Source organism: Erwinia sp. HR93 (assembly GCF_034555055.1).
GTDB lineage: Bacteria > Pseudomonadota > Gammaproteobacteria > Enterobacterales > Enterobacteriaceae > Apirhabdus > Apirhabdus apintestini.
In genome coordinates this window covers 1,006,614-1,026,495 of sequence record NZ_JAXUDP010000001.1, presented here as the reverse complement: position 1 = coordinate 1,026,495, position 19,882 = coordinate 1,006,614, and the positions used below count along the sequence as shown (strand labels likewise).

Below are 19,882 nucleotides of genomic sequence, written 5' to 3'. Positions count from 1 at the left end.
CCTTATTTACGGCCTTTGCGCTGCTGCTTTTTAGGTTGCGCAGCCGGTTTTTCCGCCTGTTCAACAGCAGCCATACCACCCAGGATCTCACCTTTGAAGATCCACACTTTAACGCCGATTACACCATAAGTGGTGTGCGCTTCAGAGGTGTTATAATCGATGTCAGCACGCAGCGTATGCAGCGGTACACGGCCTTCACGGTACCATTCGGTACGTGCGATTTCCGCGCCGCCCAGACGGCCGCTAACTTCAACTTTAATACCTTTCGCGCCCAGACGCATTGCGTTCTGAACAGCACGCTTCATCGCACGACGGAACATCACACGACGCTCCAGCTGTGAAGTAATGCTGTCAGCTACCAATTTTGCGTCCAGTTCAGGCTTACGCACTTCGGCGATATTAATCTGTGCAGGTACGCCAGCGATATCCGCTACGACCTTACGCAGTTTTTCTACGTCTTCACCTTTTTTACCGATAACGATACCCGGGCGAGCGGTGTGAATAGTCACACGAATACTCTTGGCAGGACGCTCGATAACGATACGAGATACAGACGCTTTTGCCAGCTCTTTAGTCAAGAACTGACGCACTTTAAAATCGCTGTCCAGGTTGTCAGCGAATTCTTTGGTGTTCGCAAACCAGGTAGAGTTCCATGGTTTTACAATACCCAGGCGAATACCATTAGGATGTACTTTCTGACCCATTGCTAGTCTCCAGAGTCTCAGCGATCGGACACAACCACAGTAATGTGGCTGGTGCGCTTCAGGATGCGATCTGCACGACCTTTAGCACGCGGCATAATGCGCTTCATGCTAGGGCCTTCATCTACGAAAATTTTCGTAACTTTCAGATCGTCGATATCAGCGCCATCGTTGTGTTCAGCGTTAGCAATGGCAGATTCCAGAACCTTCTTGACCAGTACAGCCGCTTTCTTATTGGTGTAGGTCAGGATGTCCAGAGCCTGCGACACTTTCTTACCGCGAATCAGGTCAGCCACAAGGCGAACCTTCTGAGCAGAAGAACGAGCATGGCGATGTTTAGCGATAGTTTCCATCTCTTCCTCCTCTCTTAGCGTTTCTTGGCTTTTTTATCAGCCGCGTGGCCGCGGTAAGTACGGGTCGGCGCGAATTCACCTAATTTGTGACCGACCATTTCATCGGAAACAAAAACTGGAACGTGCTGACGACCATTATGGACAGCGATGGTCAAACCGATCATGTTAGGAAAGATCGTTGAACGACGGGACCAAGTGCGCAGGGGCTTCTTGTCTCCGCTTTCCACCGCTTTCTCTACCTTCTTCAGCAAGTGCAGGTCAATAAAAGGACCTTTCTTGAGAGAACGTGGCATGGCTTATCCTCTAAAATTATTTGCTACGGCGACGTACGATAAATTTATCAGTACGTTTGTTGCTGCGAGTCTTCTTACCTTTGGTCTGAACGCCCCATGGAGAAACCGGGTGCTTACCAAAGTTACGACCTTCACCACCACCATGTGGGTGGTCTACCGGGTTCATCGCAGTACCGCGAACGGTAGGGCGAACACCACGCCAGCGGCTGGCACCAGCTTTACCCAGAACGCGCAGCATATGCTCAGCATTGCCAACTTCGCCCAGAGTTGCACGGCATTCAGCCTCTATCTTACGCATCTCACCAGAGCGCAGGCGAAGGGTGACATAAGCACCATCACGCGCAACGATCTGTACATATGCGCCAGCAGAACGTGCAAGCTGACCGCCTTTACCCGGCTTCATTTCTACGTTATGCACAGTAGAACCTACCGGGATATTGCGCATCGGCAGGGTGTTACCCGCTTTGATTGCAGCATCAACGCCAGACTGAATCTGGTCGCCAGCTTTCAGGCCTTTCGGGGCTAGGATATAACGGCGCTCACCGTCTTTGTACAGAACCAGTGCGATATTCGCAGAACGGTTCGGATCGTACTCAAGACGCTCAACAACTGCCGGGATACCGTCTTTGTTGCGTTTAAAGTCAACAATACGATAAGCCTGCTTGTGGCCACCACCGATGTGACGCGTGGTGATACGGCCATTGTTGTTACGGCCACCGGATTTGCTGTTTTTTTCCAGCAACGGAGCAAAAGGTTTGCCCTTGTGCAGCTCAGGGTTAACCACTTTAACGACGTGGCGACGACCCGGAGATGTCGGTTTACACTTAACAACTGCCATTGTATTACTCCTCCGACTTACTCAGCGCCGCCAATGAAGTCCAGATTCTGGCCTTCCTTCAGGGTGACGTAAGCTTTTTTCCAGTCGCTACGACGACCGATACGCTGCCCATGACGCTTAACCTTACCCTTAACAATCAGAGTACGTACGTCATTGACTTCGACTTCAAACAGTTTCTGAACAGCAATTTTGATTTCTGCTTTAGTCGCGTCTTTAGCAACTTTGAGAACGATGGTGTTATTTTTTTCCATCGCAGTAGACGCTTTCTCAGAAACGTGTGGTGCATGCAGCACCTTCAGCAGACGTTCTTCACGAATCATGCCAGCATCTCCTCAACTTGCTTAACAGCGTCAGCCGTCATAACAACTTTATCGAAGGCGATCAGGCTTACCGGATCGATACCTGCTGCATCGCGAACATCAACCTTATGCAGGTTGCGTGCGGCCAGGAACAGATTTTCGTCCAACTCACCGGTAACGATCAGCACATCTTCCAACGCCATATCTTTCAGTTTCTGTGCCAGCATCTTAGTCTTCGGTGCTTCAACAGAGAACTTCTCAACGACAATCAGACGTTCCTGGCGAACCAGTTCGGACAGGATGCTTTTCAGCGCGCCGCGATACATCTTTTTGTTAACTTTCTGACTGTGGTCCTGCGGACGTGCAGCGAAGCTTACGCCACCTGAACGCCAGATCGGGCTCTTAATGGAGCCAGAACGTGCGCGACCGGTGCCTTTCTGGCGCCACGGTTTTTTACCGGAGCCAGTAACTTCAGCACGAGTCTTCTGAGCACGTGTACCCTGACGGGCACCTGCTGCATAAGCAACAACAACCTGGTGAACCAGCGCTTCGTTGAAATCACGACCGAAGGTAGTTTCGGAAACAGTCAGCGCGCTCTGCGCGTCTTTCAATACTAATTCCATTGCTATCTCCTCACGCCTTCACAGCCGGTTTAACGATCAGGTCGCTACCGGTTGCACCCGGAACCGCACCTTTAACCAGCAGCAGGTTACGCTCAGCGTCAACACGTACTACGTCCAGGCTCTGAACAGTAACGCGTTCGTTGCCTAGCTGGCCTGCCATTTTCTTGCCTTTAAATACCTTGCCCGGAGTCTGGTTCTGACCGATAGAACCCGGAACGCGGTGAGACAAGGAGTTACCGTGGGTAGCGTCTTGGGTACGGAAATTCCAGCGCTTAACGGTACCAGCGAAGCCTTTACCTTTTGAGGTGCCAGTTACGTCGACTTTCTTCACATCAGTGAAGAGTTCAACGTTAATGCTCTGACCTACGGTAAATTCTTCGCCTTCTGCCAGGCGGAATTCCCACAGACCGCGGCCTGCTTCAACACCAGCCTTAGCAAAATGACCCGCTTCAGGTTTCGTTACGCGGTTCGCTTTTTTCGCACCGGTAGTAACCTGGACTGCGCGATAGCCATCGTTCGCCAGGTCTTTAACCTGGGTAACGCGGTTTGCTTCAACTTCAATAACGGTTACAGGGATTGAAACGCCTTCTTCAGTGAAGATGCGAGTCATGCCCACTTTTTTACCGACTAAACCAATCATTGTTTCAACCTCTCAATCGTTCAATGACCTGATTAACCCAGGCTGATCTGCACGTCTACACCGGCAGCCAGATCCAGACGCATCAGAGCATCAACGGTTTTCTCGGTTGGCTCAACGATGTCAACCAGACGCTTATGAGTGCGGATTTCATACTGATCGCGCGCATCTTTATTGACGTGCGGAGAGATCAGAACGGTAAAGCGCTCTTTGCGGGTCGGCAGCGGGATTGGACCACGTACCTGCGCACCAGTGCGCTTAGCGGTCTCAACGATTTCCGCGGTTGATTGATCGATCAGGCGATGATCAAACGCTTTAAGACGGATACGGATTCTTTGGTTCTGCATGAGACCAGAGCTCCAAATTATTTATAGACAAAAAGAATTACTCCTCGAACCCATTACGATTGATGGGAGAGTGTAATCGTTTAGTTGCATAGCCCCGCAATTGGGGGCATTGTTCGGCGGCAAAATGCACCGCCCAGGATTCAGATGAACCCACCGTCAATACAGACAGCCCGCGCATTATACGGGAATCTCGCCACGAAGCAAGGGACGCCTATAATTTAATCAAAAGCGCAAGTTCTCAATATAAATCACCGCATGCAAGAAGGTATCGATAGCAGCCTAACTGCAACAACAATTTAGATAAGCTGCGCTCTGGCGTTTACTGTGCCGCTTCACGAAGCTGTGACTGGATATAGTTCTGTAGCCCTATTTTTGTTACAAGCTCCAGCTCTGTTTCCAGCCAGTCTATATGATGTTCTTCGTCGGCAAGGATAGTAATTAGCATATCGCGACTTACATAGTCATGTACGCTATCAGCATACGCAATAGCCTCACGGAGATCTTTGGCTCCGTCCAGTTCTAGCTGTAAATCAGATTGCAACATCTCTTCGACATCTTCACCAATACGCAACTTACCAAGATCCTGAAGGTTCGGAATTCCTTCAAGGAATAAAATACGTTCGATATATTTATCAGCGTGCTTCATTTCATCTATTGATTCATGATACTCAATATCATTCAATCGCATCAGCCCCCAGTTTTTAAACATGCGTGCATGTAAAAAGTACTGGTTAATCGCTACCAGCTCATTCCCCAATAATTTATTGAGGTAATTTATAATCTTCGGATCGCCCTTCATTATGTCTACCCTCCGCTTCATCTCATTAGAGAGTAGATGCGCTGGAGCGTAAGTCAAAAAAAGAGGCGCTTACTTGCCGGTTTATTATCTAAACCTCAATAGCCTCCCATCTGTGCATTCAGGCAATTTCTTTTAGCTCAGGGAGTTGAATCAACTCTTCCTGCATGATCTCACGCGCTGCGCGCACACATTTACCGCACTGGTTACCGATTAACACAAACTTGCGCAGTTGTTGAAAAGATTGTGGCTGAAACTGACGTACGGCCTGGCGCAGTTTTTTATCACTAATACCATTACACAGACAAACGTACATAATTTCTCCCGTTACTAAAAAGATGCTATTGAAGAATGATAACTATTATTATTACAATATAGTTTTACAGGAATTATCTCAACAATAGTAGAAAACATTAAATTGGCGGTTTTAACATTAAGAGTAACTAAATGATTAACTCTTTGAATTAGATAAATAATATCCTCTTCGTATGTGAATATATGCAGCTTTATTAATTAACCTGAATTCACACTCTTCTTTTTCTCTGATATGAAATAGTACTCCCTAAATAACTGCCGCAAATAATCTCCAGTTCATCGCTGTTTTCACACAATTATCTGTTTAAAAAGAATTTTCGAAGCGTCTTTTAAGTGCGTAACTTCCAGTATGACACTGACAATATGCCCTTTCCGAATATGCGGTTTTTCTGTGCCCTACACAGATGTATCTGACCAATCCATCGGCATCAAAAGATTCCTTTGAGATGGTAGTGTTTTGAGAAAAGCAATCGGTGTGGGCTTTCCAATATATCTTTAGATAAGTATTTAGGTTTTTATTACTGTGTGACACTCTGGCTGAGTACTTGAACCTAGCACTCAGCAATCTTTTATTGAGAGTAGAATTTGCACTACTCACCTAACCTTAAAGCTCTGTCTTAATTGTTTATAGGGGAATATTTACGGCACTGAGGCATAGGCCGAGGATGCCTTATTGCCCTAAGCATGTGTGCTTTTGAGGTGGGGTATACGCAGCATTTTTTCTGGCGGGCTCAATAAAGAGGGTAAAAATAAGGTCAAGAAAAGGAGTGGAAGTATGTTGAGAACTAAAATCTACCGCTTAATGAAGTTACCCTCCGAGGGATAAATAGCCTTCTCAATCAAGGTTGGAAATCATTAAAGTGAGTCACTGTTTGTAATGGTTACACCAACCAGATGAGAGCTTAAACCAGCAATAAGAAAGGGCGCCGCAGCGCCCTTTAAGATTACGAAAGTTTTAGCAATAATTAGCTAAGAACTTTAGCAACCACGCCCGCGCCAACGGTACGGCCGCCTTCGCGAATTGCGAAACGCAGACCGTCGTCCATCGCGATCGGGTGGATCAGGGTCACAACCATTTTGATGTTGTCGCCCGGCATTACCATCTCTACGCCTTCCGGCAGTTCGATGGTGCCCGTTACGTCCGTTGTACGGAAGTAGAACTGCGGACGGTACCCTTTGAAGAACGGAGTATGACGGCCGCCTTCGTCTTTAGACAGAATATACACTTCTGATTCGAATTTGGTGTGCGGCTTGATTGAACCCGGCTTCGCCAGTACCTGACCACGTTCGATTTCTTCACGTTTGATACCGCGCAGCAGTACGCCAACGTTCTCACCTGCCTGACCCTGGTCCAGCAGTTTGCGGAACATTTCAACGCCGGTACAGGTTGATTTCGCCGTATCTTTGATACCAACGATTTCTACTTCATCACCCACTTTGATGATCCCGCGCTCTACACGACCGGTAACAACGGTACCACGGCCTGAGATGGAGAATACGTCTTCGATTGGCAGCAGGAACGGCATGTCGATAGCACGCTCCGGCTCCGGGATATAGTTATCCAGGTGGCCTGCCAGCTCGATGATTTTCTCTTCCCACTGCGCGTCGCCTTCCAGCGCTTTCAGCGCAGAGCCGCGTACGATCGGCGTATCATCGCCCGGGAAATCATACTGAGTCAGCAGGTCGCGAACTTCCATCTCAACCAGTTCCAGCAGCTCTTCGTCATCAACCATGTCACATTTGTTCAGGAACACGATGATGTACGGAACGCCTACCTGACGACCCAGCAGGATGTGCTCACGCGTCTGAGGCATCGGGCCATCAGTCGCTGCAACAACCAGAATCGCGCCATCCATCTGAGCAGCACCGGTGATCATGTTTTTCACGTAGTCGGCGTGCCCTGGGCAGTCAACGTGCGCGTAGTGACGGGTCGGGGTTTCATACTCAACGTGTGACGTGTTGATGGTGATACCGCGCGCTTTTTCTTCCGGTGCGTTATCGATCTGATCGAATGCGCGAGCCGCGCCGCCGTAGGTTTTAGCCAGTACGGTGGTGATTGCTGCGGTCAGAGTGGTTTTACCGTGGTCAACGTGGCCGATAGTACCTACGTTTACGTGCGGTTTATTACGCTGAAATTGTTCTTTCGCCATGGCGATATTCCTTAACTGTAACTGTTATGCCCCCACTACACGCGGGGGCACTGATCACTATTATACCGTAGCCTTATTTGCCACGAGCTTCAATAACGGCTTGAGCGACGTTGTTCGGCGCTTCTGCGTACTTCAGGAACTCCATGGAGTAAGAAGCACGGCCCTGGGTCTGGGAACGCAGATCGGTCGCGTAACCAAACATTTCGGACAGAGGAACCTGCGCACGTACGGTTTTACCCGTTGCAGTATCATCCATACCTTCGATGATGCCGCGACGACGGTTCAGGTCACCAATAACATCACCCATGTTCTCTTCCGGCGTTTCAACTTCAACCTTCATGATAGGCTCAAGCAGAACAGGTTTTGCTTTCTTAAACCCATCTTTAAAGGCAAGAGAAGCAGCCAGTTTAAACGCCAGTTCAGAGGAGTCAACGTCATGGTAAGAACCGAAGTGCAAACGCACACCGAGATCAACTACCGGGTAACCAGCGAGCGGGCCTGATTTCAGCTGCTCCTGAATACCTTTATCAACGGCAGGGATGTATTCACCTGGGATTACACCGCCTTTGATTTCGTTGACAAACTCGTAGCCCACGCCGCCCGGCTCCAGCGGATACATGTCAATAACGACATGACCGTACTGACCGCGACCACCAGACTGTTTAGCGTGCTTACCTTCGACATCTTTAATGGTATCGCGGATAGTTTCACGATAAGCAACCTGAGGTTTACCGACGTTCGCTTCAACGTTGAATTCACGCTTCATACGGTCAACGATGATATCAAGGTGCAGCTCACCCATACCGGCGATAATGGTCTGGTTAGATTCTTCATCAGTCCATACGCGGAACGAGGGATCCTCTTTCGCCAAACGGCCCAGAGCCAGACCCATTTTTTCCTGGTCAGCTTTGGTTTTAGGTTCGACGGCGATAGAAATTACCGGCTCAGGGAATTCCATACGTTCCAGAATGATAGGCGCACTTTGATCGCACAGCGTATCACCCGTAGTTACGTCTTTCAGGCCGATAGCTGCTGCGATATCGCCTGCGCGAACTTCTTTAATCTCTTCACGTTTGTTAGCGTGCATCTGAACGATACGGCCAAAACGCTCACGAGCGGATTTAACGGAGTTCAGCACAGTATCCCCGGAGTTAACCACGCCAGAATACACGCGGAAGAACGTCAGGTTACCCACAAACGGGTCGGTAGCGATTTTAAACGCTAGTGCAGCAAATGGCTCGCTATCGTCAGAACGACGCTCTGCCGGGGTATCTTTACCATCATCCAGAATACCTTTAATAGAAGGTACATCTGTCGGAGACGGCAGATAATCGATAACCGCATCCAGCATCGCCTGTACGCCTTTGTTCTTAAATGCAGAACCACAGGTTACCAGAATGATTTCGTTGTTCAGAACGCGCTGACGCAGAGCCTTTTTAATCTCTTCTTCAGTCAGTTCTTCACCGCCGAGGTATTTCTCCATCAGCTCTTCAGAAGCTTCCGCCGCAGACTCGATCAGATTCTGGTGCCATTCTTCAGCCAGATCCTGCATATCTGCCGGGATATCTTCATACGTGAAGGTCACACCGTTATCAGCGTCATTCCAGTTGATAGCCTTCATTTTTACCAAGTCAACAACACCGGTAAATGCATCTTCGGCGCCAATTGCCAACTGCAGCGGAACCGGGTTCGCGCCAAGGCGGCTCTTGATCTGGCCAACAACTTTCAGGAAGTTCGCACCCATACGGTCCATTTTGTTAACGAACGCGATGCGCGGAACATGATATTTATTCGCCTGACGCCATACGGTTTCAGACTGCGGCTGAACACCGCCAACGGCACAGTAAACCATGACCGCGCCATCCAGCACACGCATAGAACGTTCTACTTCAATGGTGAAGTCAACGTGCCCTGGGGTGTCGATGATATTAATGCGATGCGGTTCATACTGCTTGGCCATGCCCTGCCAGAACGTGGTGGTCGCAGCAGAAGTAATGGTAATACCGCGTTCCTGCTCCTGCTCCATCCAGTCCATGGTTGCGGCGCCGTCGTGAACTTCACCGATCTTATGGTTTACACCGGTGTAGAACAAAATACGTTCGGTAGTCGTCGTTTTACCGGCGTCGATGTGCGCACTGATACCGATATTACGATAGCGTGCGATAGGGGTTGTACGAGCCATTTGATTCCTCGTTTATTTCTTTAGGCGTTCTAATTAAGAACCAGAGCGAACGCTTTATTTATTACGCTCGCCTGGTAGCTACTACTGCCGAAGGAATTACCAACGGTAGTGAGCGAACGCCTTGTTGGCTTCTGCCATACGGTGAACGTCTTCACGTTTCTTAACTGCAGTACCTTTGTTTTCTGCAGCATCAGAAAGTTCGTTCGCCAGGCGCAGAGCCATGGATTTATCACCGCGTTTACGAGCAGCTTCAACGATCCAACGCATTGCCAGAGCATTACGACGAACCGGACGAACTTCAACCGGAACCTGATAAGTCGAACCACCTACGCGGCGAGACTTAACTTCGACGGTCGGGCGCACGTTATCGAGCGCGACTTCGAAAGCTTCCAGTTCATTTTTACCAGAGCGCTGAGCCAGGGTCTCAAGCGCACTGTATACAATTGCTTCAGCGGTAGATTTTTTACCATCTACCATCAGGATATTTACAAACTTAGCCAGCAGTTCTGATCCGAACTTCGGATCCGGCAGAATTTTACGCTGACCAATGACGCGACGACGTGGCATGGAAATACTCCGTTGTTAATTCAGGATTGTCCAAAACTCTACGAGTTTAGTTTGACATTAAAGTTAAAATGTTTGGCCTTACTTAACGGAGAACCATTAAGCCTTAGGACGCTTCACGCCATACTTGGAGCGAGCCTGCTTACGGTCTTTAACACCAGAGCAGTCAAGCGCGCCGCGAACGGTATGATAACGAACACCCGGAAGGTCTTTAACACGACCGCCACGGATCAAAATAACGGAGTGTTCCTGCAGGTTATGGCCTTCACCGCCAATGTAGGAAGTCACTTCATAACCGTTAGTCAGACGCACACGGCAAACTTTACGCAGTGCGGAGTTCGGTTTTTTCGGAGTGGTGGTATATACACGAGTACATACGCCACGTTTTTGCGGGCATGCTTCCAGCGCCGGCACGTTGCTCTTTGCAACTTTGCGCGCGCGCGGTTTGCGTACCAGCTGGTTAACTGTTGCCATTAAATAGCTCCTGGTTTTTGCTTTTGCTTCGTAAACACGTAATAAAACGGCCTCATATAATATGAGGACGCGAAATTTTAGGGCCGGGCTGAAAGGGTGTCAAGAAATATACAGCATCCGGCGACCTACCAGGCCACCTGATTGCGCTGCTTTACCGTAAGATTAACGAAATCAGTATAATCTATCTGCGCTATTCTGCTCGAAATTTGCCCGCTAAGCCCACGCGCTTCAATATCATCACGCAGCGCGCTCACCGAGACCGGCAGTGCCAGCAGCAGCGCTAGCGCGGCAGTATCGGCAATACCGGCAATAACTCCGTCCTGTAATAATAGAATATCGTCACCGGGCGTTACGGTGCGTATCAGCGCGGTTAAATCGCACTGAAATGGAGAGTGCATCAGCGTGAATAGCATTGCGTCCTCAAAACGTCAAAATGACATCATAATCTTCAAGCCGGGCTCTTAATGCAGCCGGTTCGAGTAGCGTTGCATCAAGTACCAGCGGCTGTTGCATTGCAATCCCCCGCTCTTGCAGCGAGGCGGCACATACCCAAAGCTGGTCAATATCATAGAGAGGGAGTATGCCAAATGTTGAAATGTAGTCTCGCGCCAAAATTTTTTCTGGCCGTTGCTCGGGTAAAAGTTGAAAGATACCGTCACCAATAAAAAAAGCCGCAACGCTGTCTGTCAGCGCAGAGATGGCCAGTAGCGCATCCAGCCCTTCACGGCCACCGGCGCTGCCGTGCGGCGCATGCGTAAACACGATGGCAATTCGCTTCATCAGAACTGCACCACGCGATCGCAAGTTAACGCTGCTTCGGCGAGCGCACCTAATCCGCTCAGCGTGAACCCGGTTTGAATATTACCGATATTTCCCTCTGGGTCTGCGTCGCATAACCCGCGCCTCAGGCCAGCGGAAACACAAAGATGCAACGCTACGCCGCGTTCTTGATGTAATTGTTGCCACGCGCGCACAATATCAACCTCATCGCTCGCCGGTGCCGTTAGCCGGTTAGCGTTGTATACGCCTTCGCGATAAAAAAAGACGCTTTCTAGCAGATGCCCTTCCGCCAGGAGCGCCTGCGCGAACAGTAGCGCTGAACTTGCCTGCTGCGTGCCATACGCAGGCCCGGTTACCATCAACGCAAAGCGCAGTTTTGTTCCGGTCACGCCAGCTCACCGCTTTTAAACTGGCGGATATATAAATAAACCGTGTGTTTGGAAATATTCAATCTGTCAGCAACCTGATTAATCGCATCTTTGATATCGAAGATGCCTTTTTCATACAGATTCAGGACAATCTGGCGGTTTTTCGCATTATTCGAGACGGCCCGATCGGCATTCACTTCTTCAATAGTAAATTCAAGCGTTTGAGTCACCAAATCTTCCACTGAAGAAGCAAAATTCACCGACGGCGCGGCCTCATCCTGGGTTTCTGGCGGAATAAAAGTGCCCATTATTTGGGAAAAAGGCACATCAAGATTCATATTAATACACAGCAAGCCAATGACGCGCTGTTCACGATTACGAATGGCAATCGTCAGCGATTTCATTAATACGCCGCTCTTGGCACGCGTGAAATAACATTTTGAAACGCTGCTATCCGCACCGGTCATATCATGTAACATACGCAGCGCCAAATCCGTAATAGGGGAACCGATTTTACGCCCCGTGTGTTCGCCATTCGCGATACGAATAGCCGAACACTTTAAATCCTGCAAAGAGTGCAGCACTATCTCGCAGTATGGTCCTATCAGCATTGCAAGACCATCTACTACGGCTTCATAAGATTTCAAGATATCGAAGTCGGTCTGTTCAAAGGGGCGCTGGTCCAGCAAATCAAGTTCGCTGGTTTCGTTCGTTAAGAGCGACCTGGACATGAAAAAATACCACTCCTTTACACACGCCAGCCGAACAACATGTCTGGCTGGCAATGACATAAACCCATAAGGTAATACACCCGACGCCGCGCTTTCCAGTTTTATTATTAGAGCAGTCTAGCGATAACTTATTGAGATTCCTTCAACGTTATCGCTGAAATAGTATTTTTAGCGAATTCACTCCGCTACTTTTACGTCTCCCGAATCGCTGAAAACTCTGCTTTACGCCCTGGCAGATAACTGACTTATCATTGCACAGGGGAAAGACAGTTATCATTTATCGATAACGCTCCCACCGTATTAAACTCACGTTCAACGCTATAACAGGCGTGCAAAGAGTGATGCTAAATGTATAAAAAAAAGCCGCCCTGATGGACGGCGTTTTTTTATTAATCGCGAACTTGCTATTTAGTTTCCGCTTTTTTCTCGTCGGCTTGAGCCGCCGGTTTTACCGCTGCCGGCTTTTCTTCGCCCGCTTTCGGTGCAGATTTTATATCCAGAAGTTCCACATCGAAAACCAGCGTTGAATTAGCCGGGATCCCAGGTACACCCGTTTTGCCGTAAGCCAGCTCCGGTGGGATGACCAGCTTGATTTTCCCGCCTTTCTTCACATGCTTGAGGCCTTCGGTCCAACCGGGAATTACGCCATCAAGGCGGAAAGAAAGCGGTTCACCGCGCGAATAAGAGTTATCAAATTCTTTTCCGTCAGTCAGCGTACCTTTGTAATTCACAACAACCGTATCGCTATCCTGCGGCACTGCGCCAGTACCTTCTTTCTCTACTTTATACAGCAAACCGGTAGAGGTTTTTTTCACGTCCTGTTCTTTAGCAAAAGCGTCGCGATATTTCTGCCCTGCTTCTGCATTTTCTTTGGCGTCTTTTTCCATCTGGGCCTGCGCCGCCTGTTTCACGCGCGCTTCAAACCCCTGTAGCGTCTGCTCTATTTCTGTATCAGACAGTTTGCTTTTATCCGCAAATGCATCCTGGACGCCGGCAATCAGGTGGCTTTTATCCAGCTTGATACCTAACTTTTCCTGCTCTTTCAGGGAATTATCCATGTAACGGCCTAGAGATGCCCCCAGCGCGTAGGCCGCTTTCTGATCGTCATTCTTAAAAGATGACGCAGAGGCTTCGGTAGTTGCTGGTTTAGCAGCCTCGGCGGCAGAAGCCAGCGGGGCCTGAAAAGCGACAGCCATGGTAGTTGCAAGCAGCGTAAATTTAAACAGTGATTTCATCCATTATCTCCAGGACCGGGGCCTCACGCCCCTGATTTTTATATAGCAGACTTCGTACTATAACGTCAGCCGGGAAGGCTTCACAATCTTCAGCCAACGTATTACGTCAAATTAGGACTATGATTGCGCCAGAAAATTCATTCTTGAAAGAATAATGGGCTGTGCTCTGCGCCTTGTTTCAGTAGAATCAGATAAATGCAAACAGCCGCGCCCTGCCGCCCGGGAGAAAATATGCAACAGAAATCGACTGAAGAACGTCTGGCTGAGCTGGAAAGCCGACTGGCATTTCAGGAGTTAACCATCGAAGAGCTCAATCATACGGTCACCGCTCACGAACTGGAAATGGCGAAATTACGCGAACATTTACGCCTGCTGGTCGAGAAAATTAAGGCGAGTCAGCACTCGCTGCTTGCGCACCCCTCGGAAGAAACGCCACCGCCGCATTATTAATGCCTGGCGGTAGATTACCGACGGACGGGAAACGATAAACACAGCATTGGCGAGCCTGATATCTTTAAAACTAACGTGCCTTTGCTTACAGTTAAAGTCGCTGTTTAACCCGTGGCATTTTAAATGCGGGGCCGACGAAACACCTGCGGCAGGTAATGAAAAAACAAAGGCGGGCCTTAGCCCGCCTTAACGTTATAAAACGCGAATCAGTGGCAGCCGCAACCGCCATTACCGCCGCAGCCGCCTTTACCGTGTTCATGATCGTGGCCGTGACCATGACCACCACAGCAGCCTTCACCGTGATCGTGATGATGATCGTCAGCGCCGTGAACATGACCATGCTCCAGCTCTTCCGCCGTCGCTTCACGAATCGCGATAACTTCAACGTGGAAGTTCAGGTTCTGGCCAGCCAGCATATGGTTACCATCAACCACAACGTGCTCATCGCCCACTTCGGTAATTTCTACCGGAACAGGTCCCTGATCGGTTTCAGCCAGGAAACGCATCCCAACCTGAAGTTCATCAACGCCCATAAACACATCTTTGGGAACGCGTTGCACCAGGTTCTCATCATACTGACCATAAGCGTCGTTTGAAGCTACGTTGACATCAAACTTATCGCCCACCTCGTGACCTTCCAGCGCCTTTTCCAGGCCTGAAATCAGCGAGCCGTGACCATGCAGATAGTCAAGCGGCGCACTCACCGGAGACTCATCAACCAATACACCGTCTTCTGTACGTACCTGATAGGCCAGGCTAACCACCAGGTCTTTTGCTACTTTCATGATATCTCCTGCGCGAGGTAAAAAGACTGGCGTCGATTGTAGCGGAATTCAACGCCGGTGTCCCTTCGACGCATAAGCGCCGAAGCCACGCCCCACGCATGACGATATCGTGGATGGAAAAGTTTCACATCCCGCGGGGCCGAACGGGCATTTTAGCACATCACATCATTGTCACGCTGCCCCGGTAGAAGCAAAAATACAACGTAGCGCAAAACCGCATCGCTTCGCTTACTCAGGTGAAAAGAGGCCAATCAACTGCTCGCGACTGCGAATATGTTCGTTTGACACTTTATCCGCTTCACGCATGTGATAACCGCACTTCACGCATACCACAATATCGACGCCGTTTTCCTGCCACATCGCCAGCGCATCCTCGCTCTGGCATTCGGGGCAAACCGCTCCGGCAATGAATCGTTTACGCTCTGCCATAACAACCCGCCTTTATTCAAATTCATCCCAGCCGTTAGGCTGGCTTCTTTCCAGCTGCATTTCCCGCTCGAAAATTTCTTCCAGCTCGCGTCTCGCCTCACGGACGCGCGACACTTGTTCACTATCAGTATAAGTTGGCATCAACTCCCGCAGCATTCGCATATCCAGCCGCCGAAAATGCTGCTGCGCTCGATATGCCTGATGGGGATGCATCCCCAGGGACATTAGCGCTTTGCGTCCCAGCTCCAGCGCGCTGGAAAACGTCTCACGGCTGAATTGTTGCACGCCGGCCTGCAATAATTCATGCGCCTCTACGCGGCCGCGCGCGCGCGCCAGAATATGTAAACGGGGAAAATGCTGCTGGCATAGCCGGACTATTTTCATAGTATCTTCCGGCTCATTACAGGTAATAATGATGGATTGCGCCGTTTCCGCGCCAGCGGAGCGCAGCAGCTCCAGCTCGGCGGCATCGCCGTAATACACTTTATAACCATACTGGCGCATTAGATTAACGGCACTGATATCCCGTTCCAGCACCGTAATTCGCTTTTTATTTGCCATCAGCAGGCGCCCAATCACCTGCCCAAAGCGCCCGAATCCCACGATGATAACCTGCGGACTATCATCCTCAACCCAGGGCGCTTCCTGCTGCGCCTCGCCGGTCTGTTGCGTGCGCCTTATTAATAGCGTATCCACCGCCTTCATCAGTAGCGGCGTTGTCATCATCGATAGCGTCACGGTAACCAGCAAAAGCGCCATTTGATCGTTATGAAACAGTTTTTGAGACGACGCGGTTGAGAACAGCACAAAGGCAAATTCACCGCCCTGGCTTAATACGGCGGCAAACTGTAGCCGCTCAGAGCGAGGAACGCCGTGCAAACGCGCCAGGGTATACAGAACCAGCGTTTTTACTGCCACCAGCACCATAACGCTTGCGATAACCCAGGCTATATGGGAATACAGAATGCCAAGGTTTAATGCCATACCCACCGAAATAAAAAACAGCCCCAGAAGCAGCCCTTTAAAAGGTTCAATGGCAATCTCAAGCTCATGACGATACTCACTTTCAGCCAGCAGCACGCCCGCCATAAATGTTCCCAGCGCCATCGAAAGCCCTAATGCATCCATCAACAGTGCAGAACCCAAAACCAGCAGCAGAGCGGCGGCGGTAAAAATTTCCCGCACGCCGGAGGCAGCAATAAAGCGAAATAATGGGCGTAGCAGGTAACGACCGCCGAGCAGCATGATAGCGAATGCCAGCACTTTAAATCCCACTTTAATCCAGTCGAAGTGCTCGTCACCATTGCCAGCGAGCAGCGGCACCAGCGCCAGCGCCGGGATCACGGCTAAATCCTGAAATAGAAGCACCGAGAATCCCAGCTGCCCGGCCTCATTGCGGTTCATGCCTTTATCGCGCATAAGCTGGAGAGCCATTGCGGTTGAGGACATCGCCATCCCGATTCCGCCTACCAGCGCGGCCTGCCAGCTAAAATCCGTTTGCATCAATAAAATTGCCAGAATCAGCGCACTTACCAGCACCTGGCCGGTTCCAACGCCGAAAATCGAACGACGTAATTGCCAAAGCTTGGCAGGATTAAGTTCGAGACCAATAATAAACATCAAAAATACAACGCCCATCTCCGAAAAATGGAGAATCTCATCAACGTCGCTAATAAAACCGAGTCCCCATGGGCCAATGGAAATGCCCGCCAGTAAATAGCCTAAAACAGCTCCGATGCCGAGACGCGCGGCTATCGGCACCGCCACAACGGCAGCAATCAGGAACAGCACCCCCGCCAGCAAAAAATCATAGCCTTCCATCTGCGCCTCCTAATGACAGCGGTGATGATAGCCAGTCGCCGTAGGCGCTGGCATAATGCGCCAGCGCCTGAGGCTTTTGCCTGCGCGCCCAGTAAATAATCATCGGTGACAGCCAGTGCATATTGCACATCGCCGCCGTTAACTCAAAAGGGCGCAATAGCTCCGTCATGGGATAACGGTTTAATCCGTCGTGGCGATAAGCCCCTTCCGGCTCACCTGTGGTTATCACACTGCGCCAGTATTTCCCCGCTAGCGCCATTCCGCCAGCTCCGCTGGCAAATTCACGGCTTAGCACTCTGTCCAGCCACTCTTTTAACAATGCCGGGCAGCTATAGGTAAAAAGCGGATGCTGGAAAACAATAACTTCATGCTCCCTCAGCAGCGCCTGCTCATGATTGATATCGATAAAAAAATCGGGATAGTGCGCATATAAATCATGCACTGTTACATTTTGTAGCTGCCGGGCCGGTTGCAGCAGAACCCGGTTCGCCACCGAGTCTTGCGATTCCGGATGGGCAAACAGCAGCAAAACTTTGGGCGGCTGCGGCATCATTCCCCTCCAGGGCGTCGTCATAGAGTGTAAATTGGGCTACCATGCACCCCGGTTCAGGCTTCCTGGCAGTACGCTGAGGCAACGTTACCTGAACGTCATCACAATTTAACATATTCTGAACATATGGCGCCTTATGATTGTCTTTTCTTCATTACAAATTCGCCGTGGCACTAATGTACTGCTGGACAACGCCACCGCCTCCATTAACCCCGGCCAAAAAGTCGGGCTGGTGGGGAAAAACGGCTGCGGGAAATCCACGCTACTGGCGCTATTAAAAGGCGAACTCACGAGCGACGGCGGCAATGTTAACTGGCCCGGCACCTGGCGTATGGCGTGGGTAAACCAGGAAACCCCAGCGCTGGCAATGCCGGCTATAGAATATGTTATTGACGGGGATCGGGAATTTCGCCAGCTTGAAAATGCGCTGGCTGATGCTAATGCGCGCGATGACGGCAACGCTATCGCCAGCGTTCACGGCAAGCTGGACGCCATCGACGCATGGACTATCCGCGCCCGCGCCGCCAGTCTGCTCCACGGGCTTGGTTTCAGCAATGAGAGTCTGGAACAGCCGGTCAGCAGTTTTTCCGGCGGCTGGCGTATGCGCCTCAATCTGGCCCAGGCGCTGGTCTGTCGCTCCGATCTTCTGCTCCTTGATGAACCCACTAACCACCTCGATCTGGATGCCGTTATTTGGCTGGAAAAGTGGCTCAAAAGCTATTCCGGTACGCTGATTTTGATTTCCCATGACCGGGATTTTCTCGATCCGGTAGTAAACAAAATTATCCACATCGAGCAGCAGGCGCTGTTCGAATACACCGGCAACTACAGCGATTTTGAACGTCAGCGCGCCACGCGCCTGGCACAGCAGCAATCGCTTTACGCAAGCCAGCAGGAACGTATCGCACACCTGCAAAGTTATATCGACCGTTTTAAAGCCAAAGCCTCGAAGGCAAAACAGGCGCAAAGCCGCGTAAAAATGCTGGAGCGCATGGAGTTAATTGCGCCTGCCCACGTCGATAATCCTTTCCATTTTCACTTTCGGGCACCCGAAAGCTTACCAAACCCACTGCTGCGTATGGAAAAAGTCAGCGCAGGCTACGGCGATCGCATTGTGCTGGATTCCATAAAACTGAATCTGGTGCCCGGTTCACGCATCGGCCTGCTGGGCCGTAACGGCGCGGGTAAATCTACGCTGATAAAACTGCTCGCGGGAGAGTTAGCGCCGTTTAGCGGCGAAGCGACGCTGGCAAAAGGTATCCGCCTTGGGTATTTCGCTCAGCATCAACTGGAGTACCTGCGCGCGGATGAATCCCCGCTACAGCATTTATCCCGGCTGGCGCCTAAAGAATCAGAACAGACGCTGCGCGATTATTTGGGCGGCTTCGATTTTCGCGGCGATAAAGTCACCTCCCCTACCGGCCGCTTTTCCGGCGGTGAGAAAGCGCGCCTGGTACTGGCGCTCATTGTCTGGCAGCGCCCTAACCTGCTGCTGCTCGACGAACCGACCAACCACCTGGATCTGGATATGCGCCAGGCGCTCACCGAAGCATTAATTGAATTTGAAGGCGCGCTGGTGGTGGTTTCGCACGACAGGCACCTGCTGCGCTCGACGACAGATGACCTGTATCTGGTGGATGATGGGCAGGTCGCCGCCTTCGATGGCAGCCTGGACGATTATCAACAGTGGCTCAGCGATCGGCAAAAACAGAGCGTTCAGTCAAATGACGCGGCGCCTAAAGAGAGCACAAATAGCGCTCAGGCGCGTAAAGACCAAAAACGCCGCGAAGCAGAATTCCGTTCGCAAACTCAGCCGCTGCGTAAACAGATAGCCAAGCTGGAAATAGAAATGGATGCGCTGAATGCCAGGCTGACGGATGCGGAAACGCAGCTTAGCGATACCGCACTTTATGACGCCGCGCGTAAAGCGGATCTGAATGCCTGTTTACAGCAGCAAAGCCAGGCAAAAAGCGCCCTGGAAGAAACTGAACTCGCGTGGTTAAGCGCTCAGGAAGAGCTGGAACAACTCATTCAGGCCTTTGAAGGCGGCGAATAGTAGCGCTGAGCATTTTTCAAAAGCTTAAATAAACAAACCGGTAGCGGGATTATCACCCGCTGCTGTCTTCCCCCGATACCGTTTCTGTTCGGTTAATACCATATT

The 19,882-nt window shown here is 50.4% G+C and carries 25 protein-coding genes; 2 read left to right on the top strand and 23 right to left on the bottom strand.

Features of this window, described 5'->3' with window-relative positions:
- Positions 1-2 precede the first annotated feature (2 nt).
- The 19 genes from rpsC to fkpA form a co-directional block, all read right to left on the bottom strand.
- The gene (gene rpsC / locus SFA31_RS04815; protein ID WP_322836955.1) at positions 3-704 is read right to left on the bottom strand and encodes a 30S ribosomal protein S3; all 702 of its coding nucleotides are present in this window, start codon (positions 702-704) and stop codon (positions 3-5) included.
- 17 nt (positions 705-721) lie between these two features.
- Positions 722-1,054 carry a 50S ribosomal protein L22 gene (gene rplV, locus SFA31_RS04810; protein ID WP_000447529.1) on the bottom strand — a complete coding sequence of 111 codons (333 nt, stop codon included), beginning with the start codon at positions 1,052-1,054 and terminating at the stop codon, positions 722-724.
- A gap of 14 nt (positions 1,055-1,068) precedes the next feature.
- Positions 1,069-1,347 (bottom strand): 30S ribosomal protein S19, encoded by a 279-nt coding sequence (gene rpsS / locus SFA31_RS04805; protein WP_004929772.1) that lies wholly within the window; start codon positions 1,345-1,347, stop codon positions 1,069-1,071.
- A gap of 16 nt (positions 1,348-1,363) precedes the next feature.
- Positions 1,364-2,185, bottom strand: a complete 822-nt coding sequence (gene rplB / locus SFA31_RS04800) for a 50S ribosomal protein L2 (RefSeq protein WP_322836954.1) — start codon at positions 2,183-2,185, stop codon at positions 1,364-1,366.
- Between the two features lie 17 nt (positions 2,186-2,202).
- On the bottom strand, positions 2,203-2,505 hold the full coding sequence (rplW, locus tag SFA31_RS04795; RefSeq protein WP_322836953.1) for a 50S ribosomal protein L23: 303 nt from the start codon (positions 2,503-2,505) through the stop codon (positions 2,203-2,205).
- Positions 2,502-3,107 (bottom strand): 50S ribosomal protein L4, encoded by a 606-nt coding sequence (gene rplD, locus SFA31_RS04790; RefSeq protein ID WP_322836952.1) that lies wholly within the window; start codon positions 3,105-3,107, stop codon positions 2,502-2,504. Before rplD ends, rplW begins: the two co-directional genes overlap by 4 nt.
- Before the next feature lie 10 nt (positions 3,108-3,117).
- Complete coding sequence (gene rplC / locus SFA31_RS04785; RefSeq protein WP_322836951.1) at positions 3,118-3,747, bottom strand: 50S ribosomal protein L3; 630 nt, start codon at positions 3,745-3,747, stop codon at positions 3,118-3,120.
- Between the two features lie 32 nt (positions 3,748-3,779).
- On the bottom strand, positions 3,780-4,091 hold the full coding sequence (gene rpsJ, locus SFA31_RS04780; RefSeq protein WP_001181005.1) for a 30S ribosomal protein S10: 312 nt from the start codon (positions 4,089-4,091) through the stop codon (positions 3,780-3,782).
- Between the two features lie 319 nt (positions 4,092-4,410).
- Positions 4,411-4,890, bottom strand: coding sequence for a bacterioferritin (gene bfr / locus SFA31_RS04775; protein WP_322836950.1), 480 nt, complete (start codon positions 4,888-4,890; stop codon positions 4,411-4,413).
- Between the two features lie 118 nt (positions 4,891-5,008).
- The gene (bfd, locus tag SFA31_RS04770; RefSeq protein ID WP_322836949.1) at positions 5,009-5,203 is read right to left on the bottom strand and encodes a bacterioferritin-associated ferredoxin; all 195 of its coding nucleotides are present in this window, start codon (positions 5,201-5,203) and stop codon (positions 5,009-5,011) included.
- A gap of 964 nt (positions 5,204-6,167) precedes the next feature.
- Positions 6,168-7,352: an elongation factor Tu gene (tuf, locus tag SFA31_RS04765; RefSeq protein WP_322836948.1), complete on the bottom strand. Its 1,185-nt coding sequence runs from the start codon at positions 7,350-7,352 to the stop codon at positions 6,168-6,170.
- A 73-nt stretch (positions 7,353-7,425) separates the two neighbouring features.
- Positions 7,426-9,534 carry an elongation factor G gene (fusA, locus tag SFA31_RS04760; RefSeq protein WP_322836947.1) on the bottom strand — a complete coding sequence of 703 codons (2,109 nt, stop codon included), beginning with the start codon at positions 9,532-9,534 and terminating at the stop codon, positions 7,426-7,428.
- A 96-nt stretch (positions 9,535-9,630) separates the two neighbouring features.
- Positions 9,631-10,101, bottom strand: coding sequence for a 30S ribosomal protein S7 (gene rpsG / locus SFA31_RS04755; protein WP_003861706.1), 471 nt, complete (start codon positions 10,099-10,101; stop codon positions 9,631-9,633).
- A 96-nt stretch (positions 10,102-10,197) separates the two neighbouring features.
- Positions 10,198-10,572: a 30S ribosomal protein S12 gene (gene rpsL, locus SFA31_RS04750; RefSeq protein ID WP_322836946.1), complete on the bottom strand. Its 375-nt coding sequence runs from the start codon at positions 10,570-10,572 to the stop codon at positions 10,198-10,200.
- A 125-nt stretch (positions 10,573-10,697) separates the two neighbouring features.
- Entirely contained in the window at positions 10,698-10,985 is a 288-nt protein-coding gene (gene tusB / locus SFA31_RS04745) for a sulfurtransferase complex subunit TusB (RefSeq protein ID WP_322836945.1), read from the bottom strand.
- 7 nt (positions 10,986-10,992) lie between these two features.
- Positions 10,993-11,352: a sulfurtransferase complex subunit TusC gene (tusC, locus tag SFA31_RS04740; RefSeq protein ID WP_322836944.1), complete on the bottom strand. Its 360-nt coding sequence runs from the start codon at positions 11,350-11,352 to the stop codon at positions 10,993-10,995.
- Positions 11,352-11,726 carry a sulfurtransferase complex subunit TusD gene (tusD, locus tag SFA31_RS04735; protein WP_322839295.1) on the bottom strand — a complete coding sequence of 125 codons (375 nt, stop codon included), beginning with the start codon at positions 11,724-11,726 and terminating at the stop codon, positions 11,352-11,354. Before tusD ends, tusC begins: the two co-directional genes overlap by 1 nt.
- A gap of 11 nt (positions 11,727-11,737) precedes the next feature.
- Positions 11,738-12,451 (bottom strand): transcriptional regulator, encoded by a 714-nt coding sequence (locus tag SFA31_RS04730; protein ID WP_322836943.1) that lies wholly within the window; start codon positions 12,449-12,451, stop codon positions 11,738-11,740.
- A gap of 404 nt (positions 12,452-12,855) precedes the next feature.
- Positions 12,856-13,686, bottom strand: a complete 831-nt coding sequence (fkpA, locus tag SFA31_RS04725; RefSeq protein ID WP_322836942.1) for an FKBP-type peptidyl-prolyl cis-trans isomerase — start codon at positions 13,684-13,686, stop codon at positions 12,856-12,858.
- Positions 13,687-13,917: 231 nt separating this feature from the next.
- Between fkpA and SFA31_RS04720 the strand changes: the two genes are divergently transcribed.
- Positions 13,918-14,136: a SlyX family protein gene (locus tag SFA31_RS04720; RefSeq protein ID WP_322836941.1), complete on the top strand. Its 219-nt coding sequence runs from the start codon at positions 13,918-13,920 to the stop codon at positions 14,134-14,136.
- 206 nt (positions 14,137-14,342) lie between these two features.
- Here the strand turns inward: SFA31_RS04720 and slyD are convergent, their stop codons facing one another.
- The 4 genes from slyD to kefG form a co-directional block, all read right to left on the bottom strand.
- Positions 14,343-14,921 carry a peptidylprolyl isomerase gene (gene slyD, locus SFA31_RS04715; RefSeq protein ID WP_322836940.1) on the bottom strand — a complete coding sequence of 193 codons (579 nt, stop codon included), beginning with the start codon at positions 14,919-14,921 and terminating at the stop codon, positions 14,343-14,345.
- A gap of 228 nt (positions 14,922-15,149) precedes the next feature.
- Positions 15,150-15,350 (bottom strand): YheV family putative zinc ribbon protein, encoded by a 201-nt coding sequence (locus tag SFA31_RS04710; RefSeq protein WP_322836939.1) that lies wholly within the window; start codon positions 15,348-15,350, stop codon positions 15,150-15,152.
- 12 nt (positions 15,351-15,362) lie between these two features.
- Positions 15,363-17,171 carry a glutathione-regulated potassium-efflux system protein KefB gene (kefB, locus tag SFA31_RS04705; protein WP_322836938.1) on the bottom strand — a complete coding sequence of 603 codons (1,809 nt, stop codon included), beginning with the start codon at positions 17,169-17,171 and terminating at the stop codon, positions 15,363-15,365.
- Entirely contained in the window at positions 17,158-17,721 is a 564-nt protein-coding gene (gene kefG / locus SFA31_RS04700; RefSeq protein ID WP_322839294.1) for a glutathione-regulated potassium-efflux system ancillary protein KefG, read from the bottom strand. Before kefG ends, kefB begins: the two co-directional genes overlap by 14 nt.
- A 136-nt stretch (positions 17,722-17,857) precedes the next feature.
- Between kefG and SFA31_RS04695 the strand changes: the two genes are divergently transcribed.
- The gene (locus tag SFA31_RS04695) at positions 17,858-19,777 is read left to right on the top strand and encodes an ABC transporter ATP-binding protein (RefSeq protein WP_322836937.1); all 1,920 of its coding nucleotides are present in this window, start codon (positions 17,858-17,860) and stop codon (positions 19,775-19,777) included.
- Positions 19,778-19,882: the final 105 nt, after the last annotated feature.

What these genes read in the sequence shown, in the direction of transcription:
- rpsC (WP_322836955.1), bottom strand. Translation starts at nt 704, where the DNA reads ATGGGTCAGAAAGTACATCCTAATGGTATTCGCCTGGGTATTGTAAAA.
- rplV (WP_000447529.1), bottom strand. Translation starts at nt 1,054, where the DNA reads ATGGAAACTATCGCTAAACATCGCCATGCTCGTTCTTCTGCTCAGAAG.
- rpsS (WP_004929772.1), bottom strand. Translation starts at nt 1,347, where the DNA reads ATGCCACGTTCTCTCAAGAAAGGTCCTTTTATTGACCTGCACTTGCTG.
- rplB (WP_322836954.1), bottom strand. Translation starts at nt 2,185, where the DNA reads ATGGCAGTTGTTAAGTGTAAACCGACATCTCCGGGTCGTCGCCACGTC.
- rplW (WP_322836953.1), bottom strand. Translation starts at nt 2,505, where the DNA reads ATGATTCGTGAAGAACGTCTGCTGAAGGTGCTGCATGCACCACACGTT.
- rplD (WP_322836952.1), bottom strand. Translation starts at nt 3,107, where the DNA reads ATGGAATTAGTATTGAAAGACGCGCAGAGCGCGCTGACTGTTTCCGAA.
- rplC (WP_322836951.1), bottom strand. Translation starts at nt 3,747, where the DNA reads ATGATTGGTTTAGTCGGTAAAAAAGTGGGCATGACTCGCATCTTCACT.
- rpsJ (WP_001181005.1), bottom strand. Translation starts at nt 4,091, where the DNA reads ATGCAGAACCAAAGAATCCGTATCCGTCTTAAAGCGTTTGATCATCGC.
- bfr (WP_322836950.1), bottom strand. Translation starts at nt 4,890, where the DNA reads ATGAAGGGCGATCCGAAGATTATAAATTACCTCAATAAATTATTGGGG.
- bfd (WP_322836949.1), bottom strand. Translation starts at nt 5,203, where the DNA reads ATGTACGTTTGTCTGTGTAATGGTATTAGTGATAAAAAACTGCGCCAG.
- tuf (WP_322836948.1), bottom strand. Translation starts at nt 7,352, where the DNA reads ATGGCGAAAGAACAATTTCAGCGTAATAAACCGCACGTAAACGTAGGT.
- fusA (WP_322836947.1), bottom strand. Translation starts at nt 9,534, where the DNA reads ATGGCTCGTACAACCCCTATCGCACGCTATCGTAATATCGGTATCAGT.
- rpsG (WP_003861706.1), bottom strand. Translation starts at nt 10,101, where the DNA reads ATGCCACGTCGTCGCGTCATTGGTCAGCGTAAAATTCTGCCGGATCCG.
- rpsL (WP_322836946.1), bottom strand. Translation starts at nt 10,572, where the DNA reads ATGGCAACAGTTAACCAGCTGGTACGCAAACCGCGCGCGCGCAAAGTT.
- tusB (WP_322836945.1), bottom strand. Translation starts at nt 10,985, where the DNA reads ATGCTATTCACGCTGATGCACTCTCCATTTCAGTGCGATTTAACCGCG.
- tusC (WP_322836944.1), bottom strand. Translation starts at nt 11,352, where the DNA reads ATGAAGCGAATTGCCATCGTGTTTACGCATGCGCCGCACGGCAGCGCC.
- SFA31_RS04730 (WP_322836943.1), bottom strand. Translation starts at nt 12,451, where the DNA reads ATGTCCAGGTCGCTCTTAACGAACGAAACCAGCGAACTTGATTTGCTG.
- fkpA (WP_322836942.1), bottom strand. Translation starts at nt 13,686, where the DNA reads ATGAAATCACTGTTTAAATTTACGCTGCTTGCAACTACCATGGCTGTC.
- SFA31_RS04720 (WP_322836941.1), top strand. Translation starts at nt 13,918, where the DNA reads ATGCAACAGAAATCGACTGAAGAACGTCTGGCTGAGCTGGAAAGCCGA.
- slyD (WP_322836940.1), bottom strand. Translation starts at nt 14,921, where the DNA reads ATGAAAGTAGCAAAAGACCTGGTGGTTAGCCTGGCCTATCAGGTACGT.
- SFA31_RS04710 (WP_322836939.1), bottom strand. Translation starts at nt 15,350, where the DNA reads ATGGCAGAGCGTAAACGATTCATTGCCGGAGCGGTTTGCCCCGAATGC.
- kefB (WP_322836938.1), bottom strand. Translation starts at nt 17,171, where the DNA reads ATGGAAGGCTATGATTTTTTGCTGGCGGGGGTGCTGTTCCTGATTGCT.
- kefG (WP_322839294.1), bottom strand. Translation starts at nt 17,721, where the DNA reads ATGCCGCAGCCGCCCAAAGTTTTGCTGCTGTTTGCCCATCCGGAATCG.
- SFA31_RS04695 (WP_322836937.1), top strand. Translation starts at nt 17,858, where the DNA reads ATGATTGTCTTTTCTTCATTACAAATTCGCCGTGGCACTAATGTACTG.